This is a genomic window from Mucilaginibacter mali (assembly GCF_013283875.1).
Taxonomy (GTDB): Bacteria; Bacteroidota; Bacteroidia; order Sphingobacteriales; family Sphingobacteriaceae; genus Mucilaginibacter; species Mucilaginibacter mali.
This window is the reverse complement of sequence record NZ_CP054139.1, coordinates 2,229,311-2,247,153: the sequence shown is the minus strand read 5'-3', so window position 1 is coordinate 2,247,153 and position 17,843 is coordinate 2,229,311. Positions and strand designations below refer to the sequence as shown.

Genomic DNA, 17,843 nt, shown 5'->3' with positions numbered 1-17,843 from the left:
ATGAAATTCGAAGTTACCGTACTTGGAAGCAGTTCAGCAACACCCATTTTTAACAGGAACCCTACAGCACAGGCGCTCAATATCAACGAGCGCCTGTACTTAATAGATTGCGGCGAGGGCACTCAACAACAAATGCTCCGCTTTGATGTTAAAGCAAGCCGCATAGATTATATCTTCATCAGCCACTTACATGGCGACCATTACCTGGGACTGGTTGGCCTCTTATCTTCACTTCATCTTAACGGACGCACTAAGCCATTGCATATTTTTTGCCCGGCCCCGCTAAAGGATATTATCGATCTGCAGTTTAAATATTCGGAAACGGTTATCCATTTCCCTATCGAATATACTTTTACTGATGCCAGCAAAGTGGTTAAACTGGTAGAGAACCAGGACGTAACCATCACCAGCTTCCCGCTTGATCATCGCATACCCTGCACCGGCTTTTTATTCAGGGAGAAGAAACGCTTGCGCAAGCTGATAAAGGATAAGATAGAGCGGATGAACATCCCCATCGAGTTTTATTCGAAGCTTAAAAAAGGGGAGGACTATACCGATAGTAAAGGTGAATTATATAAAAACGATGAGTTAACCATCGATTCGGACAGACCGCGGGCTTATGCTTATTGCTCTGATACGCTATATAACGAGAGTTATTTCGAGACCATAGCTAACGCCGATCTGTTATACCATGAAGCCACCTTTTTAGATAATATGCGCGATAGGGCTTTAGAAACCCACCATACCACCGCTCTGCAAGCCGGAGAGGTTGCGCTGAAAACCAAGGCGGAGAAGCTAATGATCGGTCATTTCTCGGCCCGGTATAAAACCCTTAATGAGTTACTTGACGAAAGCCGCAGTGTTTTCCCGGAAACGGAATTGGCTATTGAGGGGAAGACGTTTTCAATCTGATTCTTAATATTTTTGTTAAAAATATTAAGAATCAGATTGAACGCTTTTGAACGCTTTTTGAACATAATTTGAACACTTAACTTGCTTAAAATCAATATTTTATGCACCGTGTTCAATGTTCAGCATAACTAACAACTTTCCATGCTGCAAATTTTTCTGAATTTAGAGGTGGCGCAATCATTTCACGACATAAAAGACTTCCGAAGTTTAAAAAAACTTCGGAAGTCTCACTCATTGCTTAATTAAAATAAGTCCCGTTTTCCAAATCTTCTAACAAGCCTTTTTGCTTAGGTTCCCAATCCAATTGCTCACGTGTTACCGCGCTTGATGCCGGGTTATCTAAAGCGGCAAAATGCGCCATCCAGCTAAAATGTTCGCCAGCTTCCTCTTTTGTTTTTGATACTACCGGTAAACTAAGTTTACAACCAATTACACCGGCAATCTCGCTCATCGGGATACCGTCATCATCTATAGCATGATAATTTACGCCGATAGCCGCTTTTTCCAGCGCCAGCCTGAATAAACGGGCGGCATCAAAGCGATGTACTGCCGGCCAGCGGTTAGCGCCATCGCCTATATAGGCAGTCGCGCCTTTTTCGCGGGCAAGGGTGATCAGCATTGGTACAAAGCCGTGGTCGCCATTGCCATGTACCGACGGCGGCAAGCGCACTACCGATGCACGTATGCCTTGTTTTACCAGTTCGGCAGCGGCTTCTTCTGATGCTACACGGGGGAATGATTTTGAGTCGAATGCCGGCTTCATATCCTCTGTGGCCAGTGGCGTGCCGGCCAGTAAGGCACTTCCGGATGTGATGATGATGGGCCTGTAACTGCCAGCAAGCGTAGCACCCATCGCTGCAATGGCCTTGCGGTCTGTCTCGCAATTTTCGGCAAACTTCGAGAAATCGTGAATGAAGCCTAAGTGGATCACGCCATCGCACTGGGCGGCGCCGCTGCGCAAGCTATCTAAATCCTGCAGGTCGCCATAATGCACATCCGCGCCGGCTTCCTTAATAGATTTTGCTGACCCTTCCGAACGGGCAAGGCCCAATACGGTATGCCCCGAGTTAATTAATTCCTGCACTACGGCCGAACCTATAAAGCCTGATGCACCTGTTACAAATACACGCATGTTCTTGTTAAATTTTATATAAATAAATGTTTAACAAAGGTGATGAATGCGGGCAAGCAAAAACGAGGACATTTGTCACCGTTTTTATTTACCCCTTAACCTGAGCGTGGCGGATGCGACTGAGGGTTTCGCGGCTAACGCCGAGATAGGAGGCTACCATGTGTAAAGGTACCCGGGCAAAAACATCAGCCTGGGTTTGTATGAAATCGTCGTACTTTTCTTCGGCCGTAGCGCTGATAGCTGTAAGGATGCGCTGGCGGCTTGCATGCAGGTTATTAGTGATCAGTTTTTCGGTAAGCGCCCTAAGCTGGGGGATTTCTTCCCACAATAAACTAAAATCGCTTTTCGTCCAAAGCAATACCTCGCTATCCTCCAGCGCATCTATATTGTATTTCGAAGGAATACCATCGTTTAAACTTTCAGGATCGGTACACCAGTTATTCTCGGGCGAGAATTGCATAATATGCTCACTACCATCTGCTTTAATGCTATACATGCGGAGCATGCCACTCAAAACAAATACCTTATGGCGGCATACCTCGCCGGCTTGCAGCAGGAAATGCTTACGGCGTATACGTTGCTTAATAGCTTTGCCACATATCAGTTCAAGTTCGGAAGAAGATACCCGGATCTGGCTGTTGATATAATCTTCAAATGCGGAAAACATGAGCAATTAGTCTTTCTTGCCACCAAATACCGAGAAACTTACATAACGTTTCGGATGCGCTTTCAGATCTATAAGCAGGTCATCAAGGCTTTTTGAGGCGTTATTGAGGTTCTGGTACATCTGCTTATCATTCAGCAATAAGCCAAGTGAACCATCTTTACTATTCACTTTTGCCATTACTGCCTGCAGATCGGCCACAGCTTTGTTGGCGTTTTCTAAGGTCTGTTTGATATTGGAGTTAGCCAGGTCGTTACTCACTTTTTTAAAGTTGCCGGTAACTTCGTTCATGTTGTTAACGGTGGTCTTCAACCCGCCCGAAGCTGTTTCGGCGTTAGCCAGTATATTATTAATATGATTGGTTTGCGCGGCTACCAGGTTATCTATCTTTTTGGTTGTCCCCTCCAGTGTTTGGAGCGAATTGGCTATACTGGCAAAACTACGGTCAACATTGCGTTGAAACTCGGGGTTCAGTATTTTGTTGATCGCCGCTAACGACGAATCTACCTTGCCTATCAATATTTCTGCTTTGCGCTGGATAGGTTGCAGGCTTTCGGCCAGGCTGCCCTGTATATCAGCACGCAGGGTATCTTTATTTTCGGCATATTCCTTACTATTACCCAGTTCAAAAACAATGGCTTTGCCGCCTAACAAATCGGTACTTTCCAGTTTGGCAAGGGTGTTATTAGGGATATTATAGTTTGGCTCAATTTTAAACTCCACTATGGTACGGCCATCAGGTTGCAATTCCATGTGCGATACACGGCCAATCTGGAAGCCATTTACCAATACAGGTTTTGATACGGCCAGACCCTCCACGCTTTTATAAACAGCATAGTACTTGTTCGACCTTGAGAAAACGTCATTACCGCGTAAGTAATTGTAGCCGATGATCAGTATGGCGATACTAATGGCCGTTAATGCGCCGATCTTGGTTTCGTTAGATATTTTCAAAATAGATGTATGTTATAATTACTTATCAATTTCCGGTAGGGTCTGTTTGTTCAACTTCCCTTTTGTAACTTTTTATCGCCCTGATGAGTGTCGCTACAATTTCGTTCTGCCCATCTTCCGAGTTCATGTACTTCTCATCATCGGGGTTATTAATATAGCCCATCTCTACCAGTACGGATGGCATACCGCTGCGGGCTAATACCAGTACGCTTTGCTCGCGCACACCTTCGCTTCTGCGGCCATCGGTATTTACAAACTCGTCATTCACTAAATTCGCAAAACGCAAACTTTGTTTTCGATATTTATCTTTAAACGCGTTTAAAAGTATAATTGATGCCGGATCTGTTGGGTTCATCTCGGCATCATCTTTATAATTCTTATCCTCAAATTCGTTCTCACGTATGGCCGCTTCCTGTTCGCCCACACGGCGATAGATATAAACAAGCAGTAAAACGCCTTTACCCGACCTGTCCGGAACGTGTATCTTTTTACCTTTCTTTCCGCGGATGACCCTGTCAGGCAGTGAATTACAATGTAACGAAATAAATAGCTGGCCTTTATTTTGGTTGGCTATATCGGCACGTTTTTGCCATAAAACGTCGGCATCTGTTGTGCGGGTCATTACAACGTTAATGCTGGGTAATTCTTTTTGTATAGCGGCCTGCAATTTAAGGGCCACCGCAAGCGTTACTTTACTTTCCTGCGAATAATCGCCTGATGCGCCGCGCCAGTTTCCGTTGGTCATACGGCCGTGTCCGGCATCAACAACAACGGTTTTTAATTTAAAAGCCGGAGCAACGACGGTATCGCGGGGATTAGTAAAAGAGAAAAGCGTAAGCGAAACTAATGACAACGATAAACCACAAATCAATCTTTCCAATGCTTTATTTTTCATTATTTTTGGGCGCTGTTAACCATATCTTGCAAAATTAGTATTCATAATCGATTTTGAAATTTATACGACTTTTTTTTCTGCTGGCAGTTATACTGGTTTGGAATGAGATTGCTGCTGCGAACAAAAGCGCACTAAATCGTTATGCTTTAGCTAAAGATACGATAATTAAGCTGGATTCGGTTCGGGACAGGAAATTATTACGTTTGAAGCCTAAACCCGGCAGCCAGGCACAGGATACCACCAAAAAGAAACCAACACGCGGCGGCAAAGCACAGGACACCACCAAAAAGAGACCCGTGGCCGGAGCCACGCCACCGGCAGCCCGTGATAGCGACGAGCTTACTGAAAAGGTTAACACCACGGCAAACGATTCGACCTTTTTTGACGAGGAACATAAAATGCGCTACCTGTACGGCGGGGCAAGGGTTACCTACGGCGATATGGAACTTGATGCCGATTACATCAGGATCGACGAAACGAAACACCTGATATTTGCGAGCGGTTTAATAAATCCTAAAACGCATCGTTACACCGGCCGCCCTATATCTAAAATGGATAAACAGGAAAAGCCGGTAACTTCCGACTCCTTATTGGTTGATTATGAGACCAAACGCGGCAAGGTATGGAACGGTTCTACCGAGCAGGATGGCAACTATATATCGGGTGGAAAGATCAAAAAATTAAAAAATGACGAGGTTGCCTACGAAAATTCGCTGTTAAGCACCTGCGATCTGCCTTACCCGTATACACACTTCGGTATCGTAATTACTAAAGGTATTGCCGAAAAGAACCGCATCATATCATCCCTGTTTTACCTTGAGATTGAGGGCGTACCGCTGCCTATTGGCCTGCCGTTCGGCTTTTTCCCAAAGCCTGATTCCCGTGCATCCGGTTTTATACTACCAACCTTTGGTGAGGATCAGAAACTGGGCTTTTACCTTCGTAATTTCGGATATTATTTCGGTATAAATGATTATGTGGATGTTACTACCCAGGGAACTCTTTACGCCAAAGGATCGTACGAACTGAACAGTAACGTGCGTTACACTAAACTATATAAATACCAGGGTTCGTTAACGTTGGCCTATGGTTCGCACAATTACGGTTTAGAAGGCGACCCGGCGCAAAAAGATTTTAATGTACAATGGTCGCATAGCACCAGCCCTAACGCTCATCCGGGTACCACCTTCAGCGCGTCGGTTAACGCCGGTACATCAAGCTATTATCAAAACAACCCGGCCACTACCAACTACAGCCTGCAGCAGTTAACTCAAAATAACTTGCACTCCAGTATAGCATACGGCAAAACATGGGAGGGGACACCTTTTAACTTTACGGCCAACCTATCTCATAGCCAGGATCTGAGCAAAAAGATAGTTACGCTGGAGTTACCAAGCTTTAGCTTCAACATGTCTACCATTAGTCCGTTTGATAAGAAAGATCGTGTGGGTGAGCAAAAATGGTATCAGAAACTAACCATAGGTTACAGTCTTACCGGAACAAACAAACTAAATGCAATACCGGAAAATGAGTTATTTAAAAGCAGCACGTTCCAAAAACGCCTTCAAAATGGGTTACAGCACCAAATACCGGTGGGCTTAAACCTAAACGTGCTTAAATACTTTCAGTTTAATACAAGCCTGAATTATAATGACAGGTGGTATTTCCAAACTACACGTAAGCACTATGCGCGTGGTAGTTTAACCGGCTTAGATTCGATGATCGTAGATACGGTCCCCGGCTTCAAGCGTGTAGGCGAGTATAGCCTTAGCGCGGGAACATCTACCAAGGTTTATTCCTACCTTACTTTTAAAAACAGCAAGGTTAAGCAAATCAGGGATGTGATCACGCCATCTATTGCTTTTAACTACCGACCTGATTATACCAGTTTGTCATACGGGTTTAACCAGGTGGCAGTAGCTAATGCTACGGTGCCATATCCGGCGTCGGTGCAACGTTATTCTATCTTCGATCAGTCTATTTACGGTGGGCCAAGTGGTGGGCGATCCGCTGGTTTAAGTTTTTCTGTTGATAATACCATCGAGGCCAAGGTGCGGGCTAAAAGTACCGATACATCGGGCAAAGACCGCATTGTGCCTATATTACAGGGTTTATCGTTTAGTACCTTCTATAATTTCGCGGCCGACTCGTTCAAATTATCACCTATCAACTTTAGCGGGCACACGGCCATTCTTAATCAAAAGGTATCTATTAGTTTTGGTGGCGTGTTTGACCCCTATGTAGTAAACGTGCGCGACTCTATTACCAATAACCAGGTAGTACGTTATACCCAACGATTAAATAAGTATACCTTCCAAAATGGTAACTTGCCATTCTTAAACTCTTTCAACGTATCAATGGGCGCCAGTTTAAACCCATCGGCGTTTAAACCACAGCAAGCCAATTTACCAAACAACAGGCAACCACCTAATACCATACAAAACATGACGGCGGAGCAGGCTAATAAACTGGCTTTATTAAATACCGACCCGAATGCTTATGTGGATTTTAACGTGCCGTGGAACTTATCCTTAAATTATAGTTTTAACTATAATAACGACAGGCTGCACTCGGTAATTTCGAATACCATGCAAATTAGCGGCGACCTTAGCATTACCCCTAAGTGGAAAGTACAGTTTTCTACCAACTACGATTTGAAAATGCAAAAATTTAGTGACGCAACCTCTTTTAGTATTTACCGCGATCTACACTGCTGGGATCTGTCTATGCACTGGATACCTTTTGGATTCTATAAATCATACAGTGTCGATCTGAAAGTAAAGGCATCTATTTTACAGGATCTGAAACTGAGTAAACGAAAAGATTATTATAACAATTTATAATGCTTGCTGAAATTATAACCATCGGCGACGAGATACTGATAGGGCAGATAGTTGATACCAACTCGGCCTGGATTGCCCGCGAACTGAATAAAATAGGCGTACGTGTAAAGCAAATATCATCTGTATCCGACGATCGTGAACATATATTAACTGCTCTTGCCGAGGCACATAACCGTGCGCAGATCATCCTGATAACCGGCGGCCTTGGCCCAACTAAGGATGATATCACTAAAAAAACACTGGCCGAATATTTTAACGCGGGATTTGTTGAGAGTAAAGAGACGCTGGAAAATGTGGAGCGCATATTTAAAAAATATAACCGCCCGCTGCTGGAAGTAAACCGCCTGCAAGCCCAGGTTCCCGAAAATTGCGAAGTGATCATCAATAACAATGGAACCGCGCCGGGCATGTGGTTTAACCATGAGGGCCGGGTTTATGTATCGATGCCGGGTGTACCGCACGAGATGATGTATATGATGGAGGAAACGGTATTGCCGAAGTTGAAGACTACCTTTAAACTCCCCGTTATTATACACAAAACCATATTGACCGTAGGAGAGGGCGAATCGTTCCTAGCAGAACGTATTGCCGATATTGAAGATAGCTTGCCGGCGCATATTAAGTTGGCTTATTTACCAAAACTTGGCCAGGTGCGCCTGCGCCTGAGTGGTTATGGTGAAGATGAAACCATCTTAAATCAGGAAATAACGCAATTCGCGCAGCTGATCAAAGAACGGGTAGCCAATGTAGTTGCCGCCGAAGATGATCTTCCGCTGGAAAAAATACTGCTGGATAAGATGGAAGCCCGTGGTTTAACGCTGTCTGTAGCCGAAAGCTGCACCGGTGGCTATATCTCGCATTTATTCACCCAGCATCCCGGGTCGTCTGCTGTGTTTTTTGGCGGAACGGTGTGCTATTCGTACGAATTAAAGGAGAGCGTACTGGGCGTAAAGAACGAGACTTTATGGCAACACGGTGCCGTGAGCGAAGAAACCGTACGCGAAATGGTAGAAGGCGCGATCTTAAATTTTAAATCAGATTATGCCATTGCCGTCACCGGCGTTGCCGGCCCGGGCGGGGGCAGCGCAGAGAAGCCTGTCGGAACTGTTTGGATAGCAGTTGCTTCTGTTAACAAAACAGTCGCAAAGAAATTCACATTTGGTAACAAAAGGGCCCAAAACATCGAAAGGAGCGCAATTTCGGCATTAGGAATGTTGAATACTTTACTTGCAGAAGTGGAAAACTAAGGGTTGAAATTGTTAAATTTGACCCATCTATTCTAAATTCTAATATGGCCAAATACGAATTGTTGCTGCCAAAAATGGGTGAAAGTGTTGCGGAAGCAACGATCATCAGGTGGTTAAAATCTCCTGGCGACACTATCGAAGCCGATGAGGCAATTATGGAAATAGCGACCGATAAGGTCGATTCCGAAGTGCCATCGCCGGTGAGCGGAAAACTTGTTAAGCAACTATGTAATGAGAATGACGTTGTGCAGGTGGGTTCGGTAATTGCCGAGATAGAAACCGGGGTAACGTCAGATAGTAACCATGCACCTACACCGGTAGCGGCACCGCCAACGCCGGCCCCTCAATACCGCGAATCGTTCCCGGCTAATGATGCCGTAGAGTTTGAGGAGGAGCCGATACCGGGCATCAACCAGTTAAAAAAGGAAGAGCCTGTTATACAAGCCCCAACCTTTGTTAATAATGATCGCTTTTATTCGCCGCTGGTAAAAAATATCGCGCAGCAGGAAAACATCAGCACTGCCGAACTTGACCGGATCCCGGGTACAGGCGCGGATGGCCGTTTAACCAAAGACGACCTGCTTAATTATATTAACCGCAGGCAATCGCAACAAAACAGGCCGGCACCTGCACCGCAACAACAAGCGGCAAGGCCACAACCTGCTGCCGCGCCACAACAAGCACAGCCTCAACAACAAAGGCCCGCTCAACCCGCAGCGCCGCAGGCTGCTCCGGCTCAGGCACCAAAACCGGCGCCGCAACCAGCAGTTTCTCAAAATGGAGCAACACCCGCACAGCCCAAGCCGGCTTATGTGCCGATGGCTGGCGACGAGATCATTGAGATGGACAGGATGCGCAGGCTGATTGCCGACCATATGGTAATGAGCAAGCATACATCGCCACACGTAACATCGTTTGTGGAGGCTGATGTAACTAACCTGGTAAAATGGCGAGATAAGATCAAAAAAGACTTTGAAGGCCGTACCGGCGAACGCATTACATTTACACCTATATTTATTGAAGCTGTAGTTAAGGCAATTAAAGATTTCCCGCTGATAAACAGCTCAATAAACGGTACACAGATCATTAAGAAAAAGGATATCAACATTGGTATGGCCACAGCCTTGCCCAGCGGTAACCTGATCGTGCCGGTTATTCACCGTGCTGATACGCTAAACTTAACCGGCATGACCAAATCTGTTAACGATTTGGCAAATCGTGCCCGTGCCAATAAATTACAGCCTGATGAAGTGAAGAACGGCACCTTCACCTTAACAAACGTAGGTTCGTTTGGTAACGTAATGGGCACGCCGATCATTAACCAGCCGCAGGTGGCTATCCTGGCTATCGGTATCATTAAAAAGAAACCGGCTGTTTTAGAGACCAAAGAGGGCGATGTGATCGCTATCAGGCATATGATGTTCCTGTCGTTATCTTACGATCACCGTGTGGTTGATGGCGCGTTGGGTGGCTCGTTCGTCCGTCGTGTGGCCGATTACCTGGAAAACTGGGATATGAACAGGGAGATATAAAAACGCAAGATCAGTTAAACAACCATAATGCAAAAATTGCCGGAAATTTATTTCCGGCTTTTTTGTATGATATCGGCCGCGAAATCGCCGGTGCGCACAAAGCGGTAATCACGCTCAAGCGCCCAATTGATAAAGTAGCGCATCCGCTCAATAAAATCTTCGCCGGTTGTACGGGTTACATAGCCCGGGAAGCCATATTTTTCCGGTTTATCCAAATCGGTAAATTCCCAGGGGTGGAAATATAAATTCAGGTAACCATCCTTACGATGTGTGATATCACATAGCCAGGTTAGTATAAACATGGGCAGATTATGGAAGCTTAACCAAAATAAAGGGAAGCGGAGTATTGGCGATACTGATGAAGGGATCTGTAAAACGCCATCCTGCCAAAACCATTTGCGCGGCCTGCTGAAATTGTTATAACGCCCTGGCAGCCAGGTAGGGTTGATGGATGAGTTATATTTATAACCGGCTTTATATATTTCGCGCTCATCAACCGGCATCATCCGGGCCATGCGGTAACCCTTAACCGGCAGATCTGCGATCTCTTCAAGTACACGTTTTGATGACGCCAGATGTTCCGGAATAAATTCTGAATGGAAATAACCGTGCGATGCCAGTTCATGCCCTTCGTCAACTATCCGGGCAATAATATCTGTTTTATGTTTGGCGTAATTAGCGGTGCAGTAAAAGGTAGCTTTAATACCCGCTTGCTTCAACAAGTCGAGAATAGCCACCGTACCCTGGGTTGATATGGCCAACTGCTCGTCAAAAGGCAGGCTTTTGCCGTACTCAAACGGCATGTCAAACTCCTCTATATCAAAGCTTAGCAGTATCATTATTTATTCTTTTTAAATTAGTTGACCGTACAATGTAATTGGGCCTGTTTTTGGCCTGCATAAATAGCTTGCCCAAATACATGCCGATAATACCCAACACCACCAATTGTATCCCGCCAAAAAAAACAACGGTTGCCAAAATGGATGTCCAACCCGGAACGGTGTGTTTTGGGAAATAAAAATAGCTGATTAATATATACGGAATATATAATGTGGCCAATAAAGCGAAAAATAAGCCCAAACCGGTAGCCATATACAAGGGCCGCACGCTAAAAGCCGTGATACCCTGCACAGCAAAACGCACCATCTTTTTTAGCGTATACTTGCTCTTGCCCGAAAAACGCGCATCGCACTGGTAGTTGATGGCAAACTGCCTGAAACCCAACCACTTGATCAAGCCGCGGATAAACAGGCCATCTTCGTTCAAATTTCCCAATATGTTAGCTACCTTCCGGTCGATCAGCCTGAAATCAGCGGTGCCTTTTTCCAGCTTTGTATCCGACAGGGAATTGATCATGTTATAATAAATAGCCGACGACTTTGTTTTGAAGTAACTGGCCTCATCTTGATACTCACGGGTGGTGTAAACTACATCGTAGCCTTCTTCCCACTTCTCTAAAAACTGGGTGATCAGTTCGGGCGGATGTTGCAAATCGCCATCCATGCTGATGATGCAATCGCCATCGGCATAGTCATAACCCGCCTTTAGCGCGTTTTGGTGCCCAAAATTGCGCGATAGCTCCAGGTAGTAGAGATTACTGTTTTGGATGTTGACAGACTTCAGCACCTCAAGGGTATTGTCAGAACTACCGTCATCAATAAAAATGACCTCGTAAGTATAAGGAACATTATTTAACACGGCAGTTAAGCGCGAAACCAGTTCGTTTATATTACTTGCCTCATTAAAAGATGGTATAACAACCGATATTTTCTTCATATCACACTTATCGGGGCATTTCGGCCTGGGGCTGCGGCTTAAAATCCCGTGTTAAAGTTTCGTAAACAATCCTGAGCCATATTACAAAGCAAGGCAGAGCCTTTAAAGCATACGGCTTAATATATTGCCGGTTAATGCTCTTCGGAAACAGATCTGAAGGCGATAAACTGGTTATAATTAATGCAAATATTAATAAAAAGATCTCAAACGGGGTAACCGGCCTGTCTAAATTCATAAACCAAATGGCCACTCCGGCAAAGGCGATGATATAAGTAGGCGATTCGGAGCCGGTGCTGAATATCACGGTAAATAATAGGGTAGAGGCCAGTATCAACAATTGATAATGAACGTTTTTGAAGGCTTTTATACGTAGATAAGAGAGCGCGAACAAAAGCATCCCCGGTAAAATAACCAGCCCGTTTGATAATTGCGGGTAACTGAAGATCCGCCTGATCATGCCCATAACCGAAATATCCTGCATATCCGAAACGGCATTGTGCAGGTTTTTATCGCTCAAACTCAGGTACCAATCCTTATAACACTGTACCACAAATGCAGGCGAAGAGCAGAGCATAGGTAAGGCGAATAATACTACCGACCAAAATATCAGCGACAATATTAGTTTGACTTTATTATCCGAGAAGAAAAAGAACGCCAGCCCAACAATGCCATACAATTTAATATACGTGCCGGCGATGATTAGTAAGGCCGCCCAAAAATCCTTGCCGTTGCGGATGAATACAAAGCTTAGGATAATGATGGCCGTCATGATGGGGTTAAACTGCACGCTATAGGCTGAGGTCATTAATTCGTGCGCGCAGATCAACAGTACAAAATAGCGGTACTCCGTTTTTAGGGGTAGCATTAGTATGGCCTTGTAAAGGATAAACGTGTTGAACAGTGTCCAGATCACAGCGCCGGCACCATCAGGAAATAAGGTGAACGGTGCTATCACTAAACCGAAAAGTGGGCCATAGTGATTGGTATCGTAATAAAACCCGGGTTGAGGGATGTATAAGTTGTGCTGGTGCAGCAGGTTTACAAATACGTATTTGTAGATAAGGTAGTTATTAATGGCATGCCCCATGGCCATTTTAAAGGCGGCAAAAAAACTTAGCCCAAACCACAGGATAGTAATAAAGATCTTATTGCTGAACAGTTGGTAAAGTTTTGACATTAATCAGGTCGCGTCAATGGGTTACAAAGATAAAGATATGTTTAAAATTTGCAGCTTAAAATATACAACGATAAGATGACATGGAAATGGAATGCGTGGCAATAAAAAAGGCACCCTTAATGGATGCCTTTAGATTGTACAGGTGAGGAAATCTACTAAAAAACCTCAGCCGATTGTTTTGCTGCCGTAGCTAAACTGACCCCTGTTAGCTGATCGGCAAAGGCTACAAACGCCTTACTATTCAATATACGGTGTTGGTTATCGATCAGATTTTGCAAATTGATCTTTCCGATCACAAACTTGTAATCGCCCGAGTAAAAGCGCTCGTGGATGTGTTCAAATTCCAGCGCGTCAACTAAACTCTCGTCCTCGTAACGCAGGTAAATATTCAGTTCGATGTTGTTGGTAAACTGCAGATCGCGCTTGTTGTGCGCTTTTTTATACTCGTACTGGTAATCGTAACGCAAAGCCGCGATATCTGATAACACCGCCGAACCCGTAGGGTGACCGCCCGCTCCCTTACCATAAAAGAACTGCTGATCGGCAAAGGCAGCCTGTACGGTTACACAATTGTACTCGTAATCTACATTGTACAGAAACTCGTTCTCGTGCACAAACTTAGGCAGCACAAACATGGTTACGTTCTCCTCATCCAGTTTTTTGGCGACCGGCACCAGTTTTATCTTCAATTTCTTTTCACGGGCATATTGCAGATCGCGCGCGGCCAGGTTTTGGATGCCAACGTTCAATACATCCTCGGGTTTTACAATTACCCCGTAAGCGTGGGTTGCAGCAATAACCAGTTTAAATTTGGCATCAAAACCACCCACGTCCATAGTAGGGTCGGTTTCGGCAAAGCCAAGATCCTGCGCCAGTTTCAAAGCGCTGTCGTAGTCTATGTTGTCGTTATATCCCTTTGATAAGATATAATTGGACGAACCATTAAAGATACCACTGATAGAGTGCAGCAACTCATTATCATAATATTCTTCCAGGTTACGGATAATAGGGATACTGCCGCATACTGCGCCCTCGTATAGCAGCGATGTGCCATGCTCATGTTGCAGGTCAATCAGTTCCTGCAGGTACAGGGCCACCATCTTTTTGCTGGACGATACCACATTTTTCCCGGTTTTTAAAGCGGTGGATACAATGTGGTATGCTGCTTCAGTATCGTTGATCAGCTCTACAATGGTATTGATCTCCGGGTTGTTCAGCAGTTCGTCCCGGTCGGTAGTGAATAATTCGGCCGGCAGCGAACGTGTTTTCGCAGGGTCTTTGATTGCTATTTTAACAATTTCGATATTCAGGTTTTTAGTGCGGATGATATCATACAAGCCCTGGCCCACTACGCCAAAGCCAAAAAGTCCGATCTTTAGTTTTTTGCTCATTTTTATATTTATGCGGTTTGCTGCAAGTCGATGATCTTGCCTTTTACGTCTGTTTTAAAAAAGGATGAAATAATATTGGTTAATAATTCGGTGTCGATCAGGAACCCATCATGCCCGTAAAACGAATCCATTTCGGCCAAAGCCGCCTTTGGGATCTGTCTGAACAGGTATTGCTGCTCCTCGATAGGGAATAACACGTCTGACTTAATACCGATCACCAGCGTTCGTGCCGTAATGGTAGCCAGTGCCGCTTCAACGCCATGCCTGCCGCGGCCTGCATTGTGCGAATCCATCACCCTGGTTAAATACCAATAACTGTAGGCATTAAATCTGTTCACCAGTTTCTGGCCCTGATAGTTTTGGTAGCTGGCCGCGCGGTAATTATGCAGCTCGTCCGTTTGTTCCTGCTGGGTAAGGTTATACGTTTTATGGTTACGGTACGATAGGAGGGCGATGCTGCGGGCAGCCTTCAATCCTTTGCTACCACCATCGGGGGTATTATCATATAAGGTACTATCCGCGCTTAAAGCCATGCGTTGCGACTCGTTAAAGGCGATGCCCCATGGTGAATGCCGGGCGTTACTGGCAATCAGTATCAGGTTGCGGATGCGCGAGGGCTCCATAATGCTCCATTCCAAAGCCTGCTGCCCGCCTAAGGAGCCGCCCAACAATATCTCTATTTGATTAATGCCCAAATGATCGGCCAGTAAACGGTGTGCCTTTACAATGTCGCGGATGGTATAATCAGGAAATGTAAGGTAATAGGGCTGACTTGTCGCAGGGTTAACGCTTAAAGGATTGGTAGTGCCATAAGCCGAACCCAGGATATTAGCGCATACGATGAAATGCTCATCGGGATTAAAATAAAAGCCATCGCCAAAAAGCCCTTTCCACCAATCCAGTACATCCGAATTTGCTGTGAGCGCGTGGCACACCCAAACTACGTTACTGGCATCGCGGTTAAGGGTCCCGTAGGTATGAAAACCAATCTCCAGTTCGGGCAGGTGCTTGCCCGATTCCAGTTCGAAGGGTTTATTGTATTTAAATATTTGTGTATTCATGTTTAATGCTTCGACGGCATTGTGTGATCTGAAATAAATTGATAATTAATTGATAAATAGCGAATTAAGCTATTAAAAGCTATACACGTGTTCGCGATAATTAATACTGAGGGAACGTGTATTGCTTAGCAACAGCAACAACAAATTCGCATACCGCGGTTAGGGGTATGGCAAATTGAGCAGGTACGCGTTTGCGTATCAGAAGAGTTTTGTTGGATAATAATCAGACTTTTCATGGTTATTAATTTATATCCCCCGATGATCCATTCACCGGGCCAGGATTTGGCACCTTCTCCACCCTGGAGGGTTGCCAGCGGGTCTCTGAGCCTGATCTCTCGCCGCTTCTTTATAAATCGAAACCTTTTTGAGGGGTTTGATTTGATTTTGGTATCACTACCAAATAATGTTCCAAATATAGGATGATAATTACTTATCTGCCAAATTTTATTTTTATTTCAAGGATAAAGGTAAAAGGCGAAAGGATAAAGGTTCGCAAATTTTGACCTTTCGCCTTTTTACCTTTATCCTTTTGCCTAAAAAGCAAGCGCCTGCTCCATATCCTCGATCAAATCATCAATGTGTTCTAAACCGATCGACACCCGCAATAAATTATGCGGTGTTTTAGTATCCGGCCCTTCAACCGATGCACGGTGTTCTATCAGGCTTTCCACACCGCCCAAACTGGTGGCTATGGTAAACAATTTCAGTTTGGATAATACCTTTTTAGCTTCATCAGCACCGCCTTTTACACAGAACGAGAACATCGCCCCGAAGCCCAGCATCTGCGATTTAGCAACCTCATGCTGTGGATGTGAAGCCAAGCCCGGATACATCACGCTTTCTACATTGGGGTGCTTTTCTAAAAACCGGGTTAGCAAGTTAGCATTGTGCTCATGGCCTTTCATCCGGTAAGGCAAAGTCTTTAAGCTGCGCACCAAATAATAACAATCCATGGGCGAGGGGATAGCGCCGCCCATTTCCTGCACCTGGCGGATACGCTGCCACCATTCATTATTTTCGGGAGTGATCAACGCGCCGCCCATCAGGTCGCTATGCCCGCCGAAGTATTTGGTTGATGAATGCATCACCAGGTCGGCTCCCAAGCTCAACGGCTGCTGGAATATCGGCGTAGCGAATGTATTATCGCACACTACTTTAATATCATGCTGCCTGGCAATAGCAATTACATTTTTAATATCGGTTACCTTTAATAAAGGGTTCGAAGGCGTTTCTACCCAGATCAATCCTGTATTTGATTTGATGTGCGCCTTCAGCACCGCTTCATCATTCACATCAATAAAATCAAACTCAAGTATTCCGGCAAACAATGATTTGATCTGGTTGCGCAAACCATGATACATATCATCAGGCCCAATAATATGCGTACCGGGTTTTAAAGACTGAAATACCGCCATACCAGCCGCGTTGCCCGATGAAAAAGCCGCTGCCTCAACACCGCCTTCTAACTGGGCCAGCACATTTTCCAGCAAATGCCTGTTAGGATTAGCAGCGCGACTGTAGATATAACCTTTGGCATAGCTGCCGTCAACCTCGCGTTCAAACGTAGTCGACATGACGATGGGTTGGATCACCGCTTTTGTGGCGTCATCGGTTTTATTTCCGGCATGTATGGCAATGGTCTCTATTTTCATATTGTGTAGCGTTGGGCGGCTAAATTACGTATTGCTATTTAAAAACCTTAACAGATATGAAATATGCACTCTTTTGTGTTGTAATTTTGCTTTGTTTTTCCTGCAAAAAAGATAATATATCCTACCATTCTGAGTTTGATACGAGCTTGAAAAAATGGAACGCCTTTAAATCAACCGTCAACAATTCGTACACGTACACAGTAATTACCGCTTCTTTTAGCGGGAGCAGCACCGAAACAAACATCACTGTAAGAAACGGTGTAGTGACCGAAAGGGCCTATACACTTTACACCAGTAATTCCGGAAACAGATCGGTGGTTAAAACATGGACGGAGAATTCGGCTACGCTGAACACACATACCGAAGTGCCGCCATCATTAACTATAGATGAAATTTACGCCAAAGCTAAAGCCGAATGGCTATCGGTTGATAAAAGCAAAAACGAAATCTATTTTGAAATCAATGATGACGGGATGATCAGCACCTGCGGCTACTTCCCGAAAGGGTGCCAGGACGATTGTTTCATCGGGGTAAATATCAAATCCATAACACCACTGTAAATAAATTGTCAAACTTATATGTTTAAACGTGTATTGTAATAAAAGAA

At 44.8% G+C, this 17,843-nt stretch carries 15 protein-coding genes and 1 riboswitch; of the genes, 5 read left to right on the top strand and 10 right to left on the bottom strand.

The features are described from left to right. Positions 1-912: a ribonuclease Z gene (locus tag HQ865_RS09445; RefSeq protein WP_173414660.1), complete on the top strand. Its 912-nt coding sequence runs from the start codon at positions 1-3 to the stop codon at positions 910-912. A gap of 238 nt (positions 913-1,150) precedes the next feature. Here HQ865_RS09445 and HQ865_RS09440 read toward each other — a convergent pair whose 3' ends face one another. From HQ865_RS09440 to HQ865_RS09425, 4 genes are all read right to left on the bottom strand, one after another. Continuing rightward, positions 1,151-2,044, bottom strand: a complete 894-nt coding sequence (locus tag HQ865_RS09440; protein WP_173414659.1) for an SDR family oxidoreductase — start codon at positions 2,042-2,044, stop codon at positions 1,151-1,153. An 88-nt stretch (positions 2,045-2,132) separates the two neighbouring features. Continuing rightward, positions 2,133-2,711, bottom strand: coding sequence for a Crp/Fnr family transcriptional regulator (locus HQ865_RS09435; protein WP_173414658.1), 579 nt, complete (start codon positions 2,709-2,711; stop codon positions 2,133-2,135). A 6-nt stretch (positions 2,712-2,717) separates the two neighbouring features. Continuing rightward, complete coding sequence (locus tag HQ865_RS09430; protein ID WP_173414657.1) at positions 2,718-3,662, bottom strand: MlaD family protein; 945 nt, start codon at positions 3,660-3,662, stop codon at positions 2,718-2,720. Positions 3,663-3,687: 25 nt separating this feature from the next. Further along, on the bottom strand, positions 3,688-4,557 hold the full coding sequence (locus HQ865_RS09425; protein WP_173414656.1) for an N-acetylmuramoyl-L-alanine amidase family protein: 870 nt from the start codon (positions 4,555-4,557) through the stop codon (positions 3,688-3,690). Between the two features lie 53 nt (positions 4,558-4,610). Here HQ865_RS09425 and HQ865_RS09420 point away from each other — a divergent pair, with 53 nt between their 5' ends. Genes HQ865_RS09420 through HQ865_RS09410 form a run of 3 tightly spaced genes read left to right on the top strand, consistent with a single transcriptional unit; the run spans position 4,611 to position 10,179 of the window. Then, positions 4,611-7,400, top strand: a complete 2,790-nt coding sequence (locus tag HQ865_RS09420; protein WP_173414655.1) for a putative LPS assembly protein LptD — start codon at positions 4,611-4,613, stop codon at positions 7,398-7,400. After that, positions 7,400-8,647: a competence/damage-inducible protein A gene (locus HQ865_RS09415; protein WP_173414654.1), complete on the top strand. Its 1,248-nt coding sequence runs from the start codon at positions 7,400-7,402 to the stop codon at positions 8,645-8,647. The genes HQ865_RS09420 and HQ865_RS09415 overlap by 1 nt, the downstream gene beginning before the upstream one ends. A gap of 44 nt (positions 8,648-8,691) precedes the next feature. Next, on the top strand, positions 8,692-10,179 hold the full coding sequence (locus HQ865_RS09410) for a dihydrolipoamide acetyltransferase family protein (RefSeq protein WP_173414653.1): 1,488 nt from the start codon (positions 8,692-8,694) through the stop codon (positions 10,177-10,179). Positions 10,180-10,226: 47 nt separating this feature from the next. Here the strand turns inward: HQ865_RS09410 and HQ865_RS09405 are convergent, their stop codons facing one another. The 6 genes from HQ865_RS09405 to HQ865_RS09380 all read right to left on the bottom strand — a co-directional run bounded on the left by HQ865_RS09405 (position 10,227) and on the right by HQ865_RS09380 (position 17,236). Next, complete coding sequence (locus HQ865_RS09405; RefSeq protein ID WP_173414652.1) at positions 10,227-11,018, bottom strand: polysaccharide deacetylase family protein; 792 nt, start codon at positions 11,016-11,018, stop codon at positions 10,227-10,229. Then, positions 10,999-11,955 carry a glycosyltransferase family 2 protein gene (locus HQ865_RS09400; protein ID WP_173414651.1) on the bottom strand — a complete coding sequence of 319 codons (957 nt, stop codon included), beginning with the start codon at positions 11,953-11,955 and terminating at the stop codon, positions 10,999-11,001. Before HQ865_RS09400 ends, HQ865_RS09405 begins: the two co-directional genes overlap by 20 nt. A 7-nt stretch (positions 11,956-11,962) precedes the next feature. Beyond that, positions 11,963-13,132, bottom strand: coding sequence for a glycosyltransferase family 87 protein (locus tag HQ865_RS09395; RefSeq protein ID WP_173414650.1), 1,170 nt, complete (start codon positions 13,130-13,132; stop codon positions 11,963-11,965). A gap of 155 nt (positions 13,133-13,287) precedes the next feature. After that, a complete protein-coding gene (locus HQ865_RS09390; RefSeq protein ID WP_173414649.1) occupies positions 13,288-14,523 on the bottom strand; it encodes a homoserine dehydrogenase in 1,236 nt (411 codons plus the stop codon). Positions 14,524-14,531: 8 nt separating this feature from the next. Beyond that, entirely contained in the window at positions 14,532-15,584 is a 1,053-nt protein-coding gene (locus HQ865_RS09385; RefSeq protein ID WP_173414648.1) for a homoserine O-acetyltransferase family protein, read from the bottom strand. 243 nt (positions 15,585-15,827) lie between these two features. Beyond that, positions 15,828-15,939, bottom strand: a riboswitch (SAM riboswitch). Positions 15,940-16,117: 178 nt separating this feature from the next. Continuing rightward, the gene (locus tag HQ865_RS09380) at positions 16,118-17,236 is read right to left on the bottom strand and encodes a trans-sulfuration enzyme family protein (RefSeq protein WP_173414647.1); all 1,119 of its coding nucleotides are present in this window, start codon (positions 17,234-17,236) and stop codon (positions 16,118-16,120) included. Between the two features lie 146 nt (positions 17,237-17,382). On the opposite strand from HQ865_RS09380, the gene HQ865_RS09375 reads away from it, so the two are divergent. Further along, positions 17,383-17,796 carry a hypothetical protein gene (locus HQ865_RS09375; RefSeq protein ID WP_173414646.1) on the top strand — a complete coding sequence of 138 codons (414 nt, stop codon included), beginning with the start codon at positions 17,383-17,385 and terminating at the stop codon, positions 17,794-17,796. Positions 17,797-17,843 lie beyond the last annotated feature (47 nt).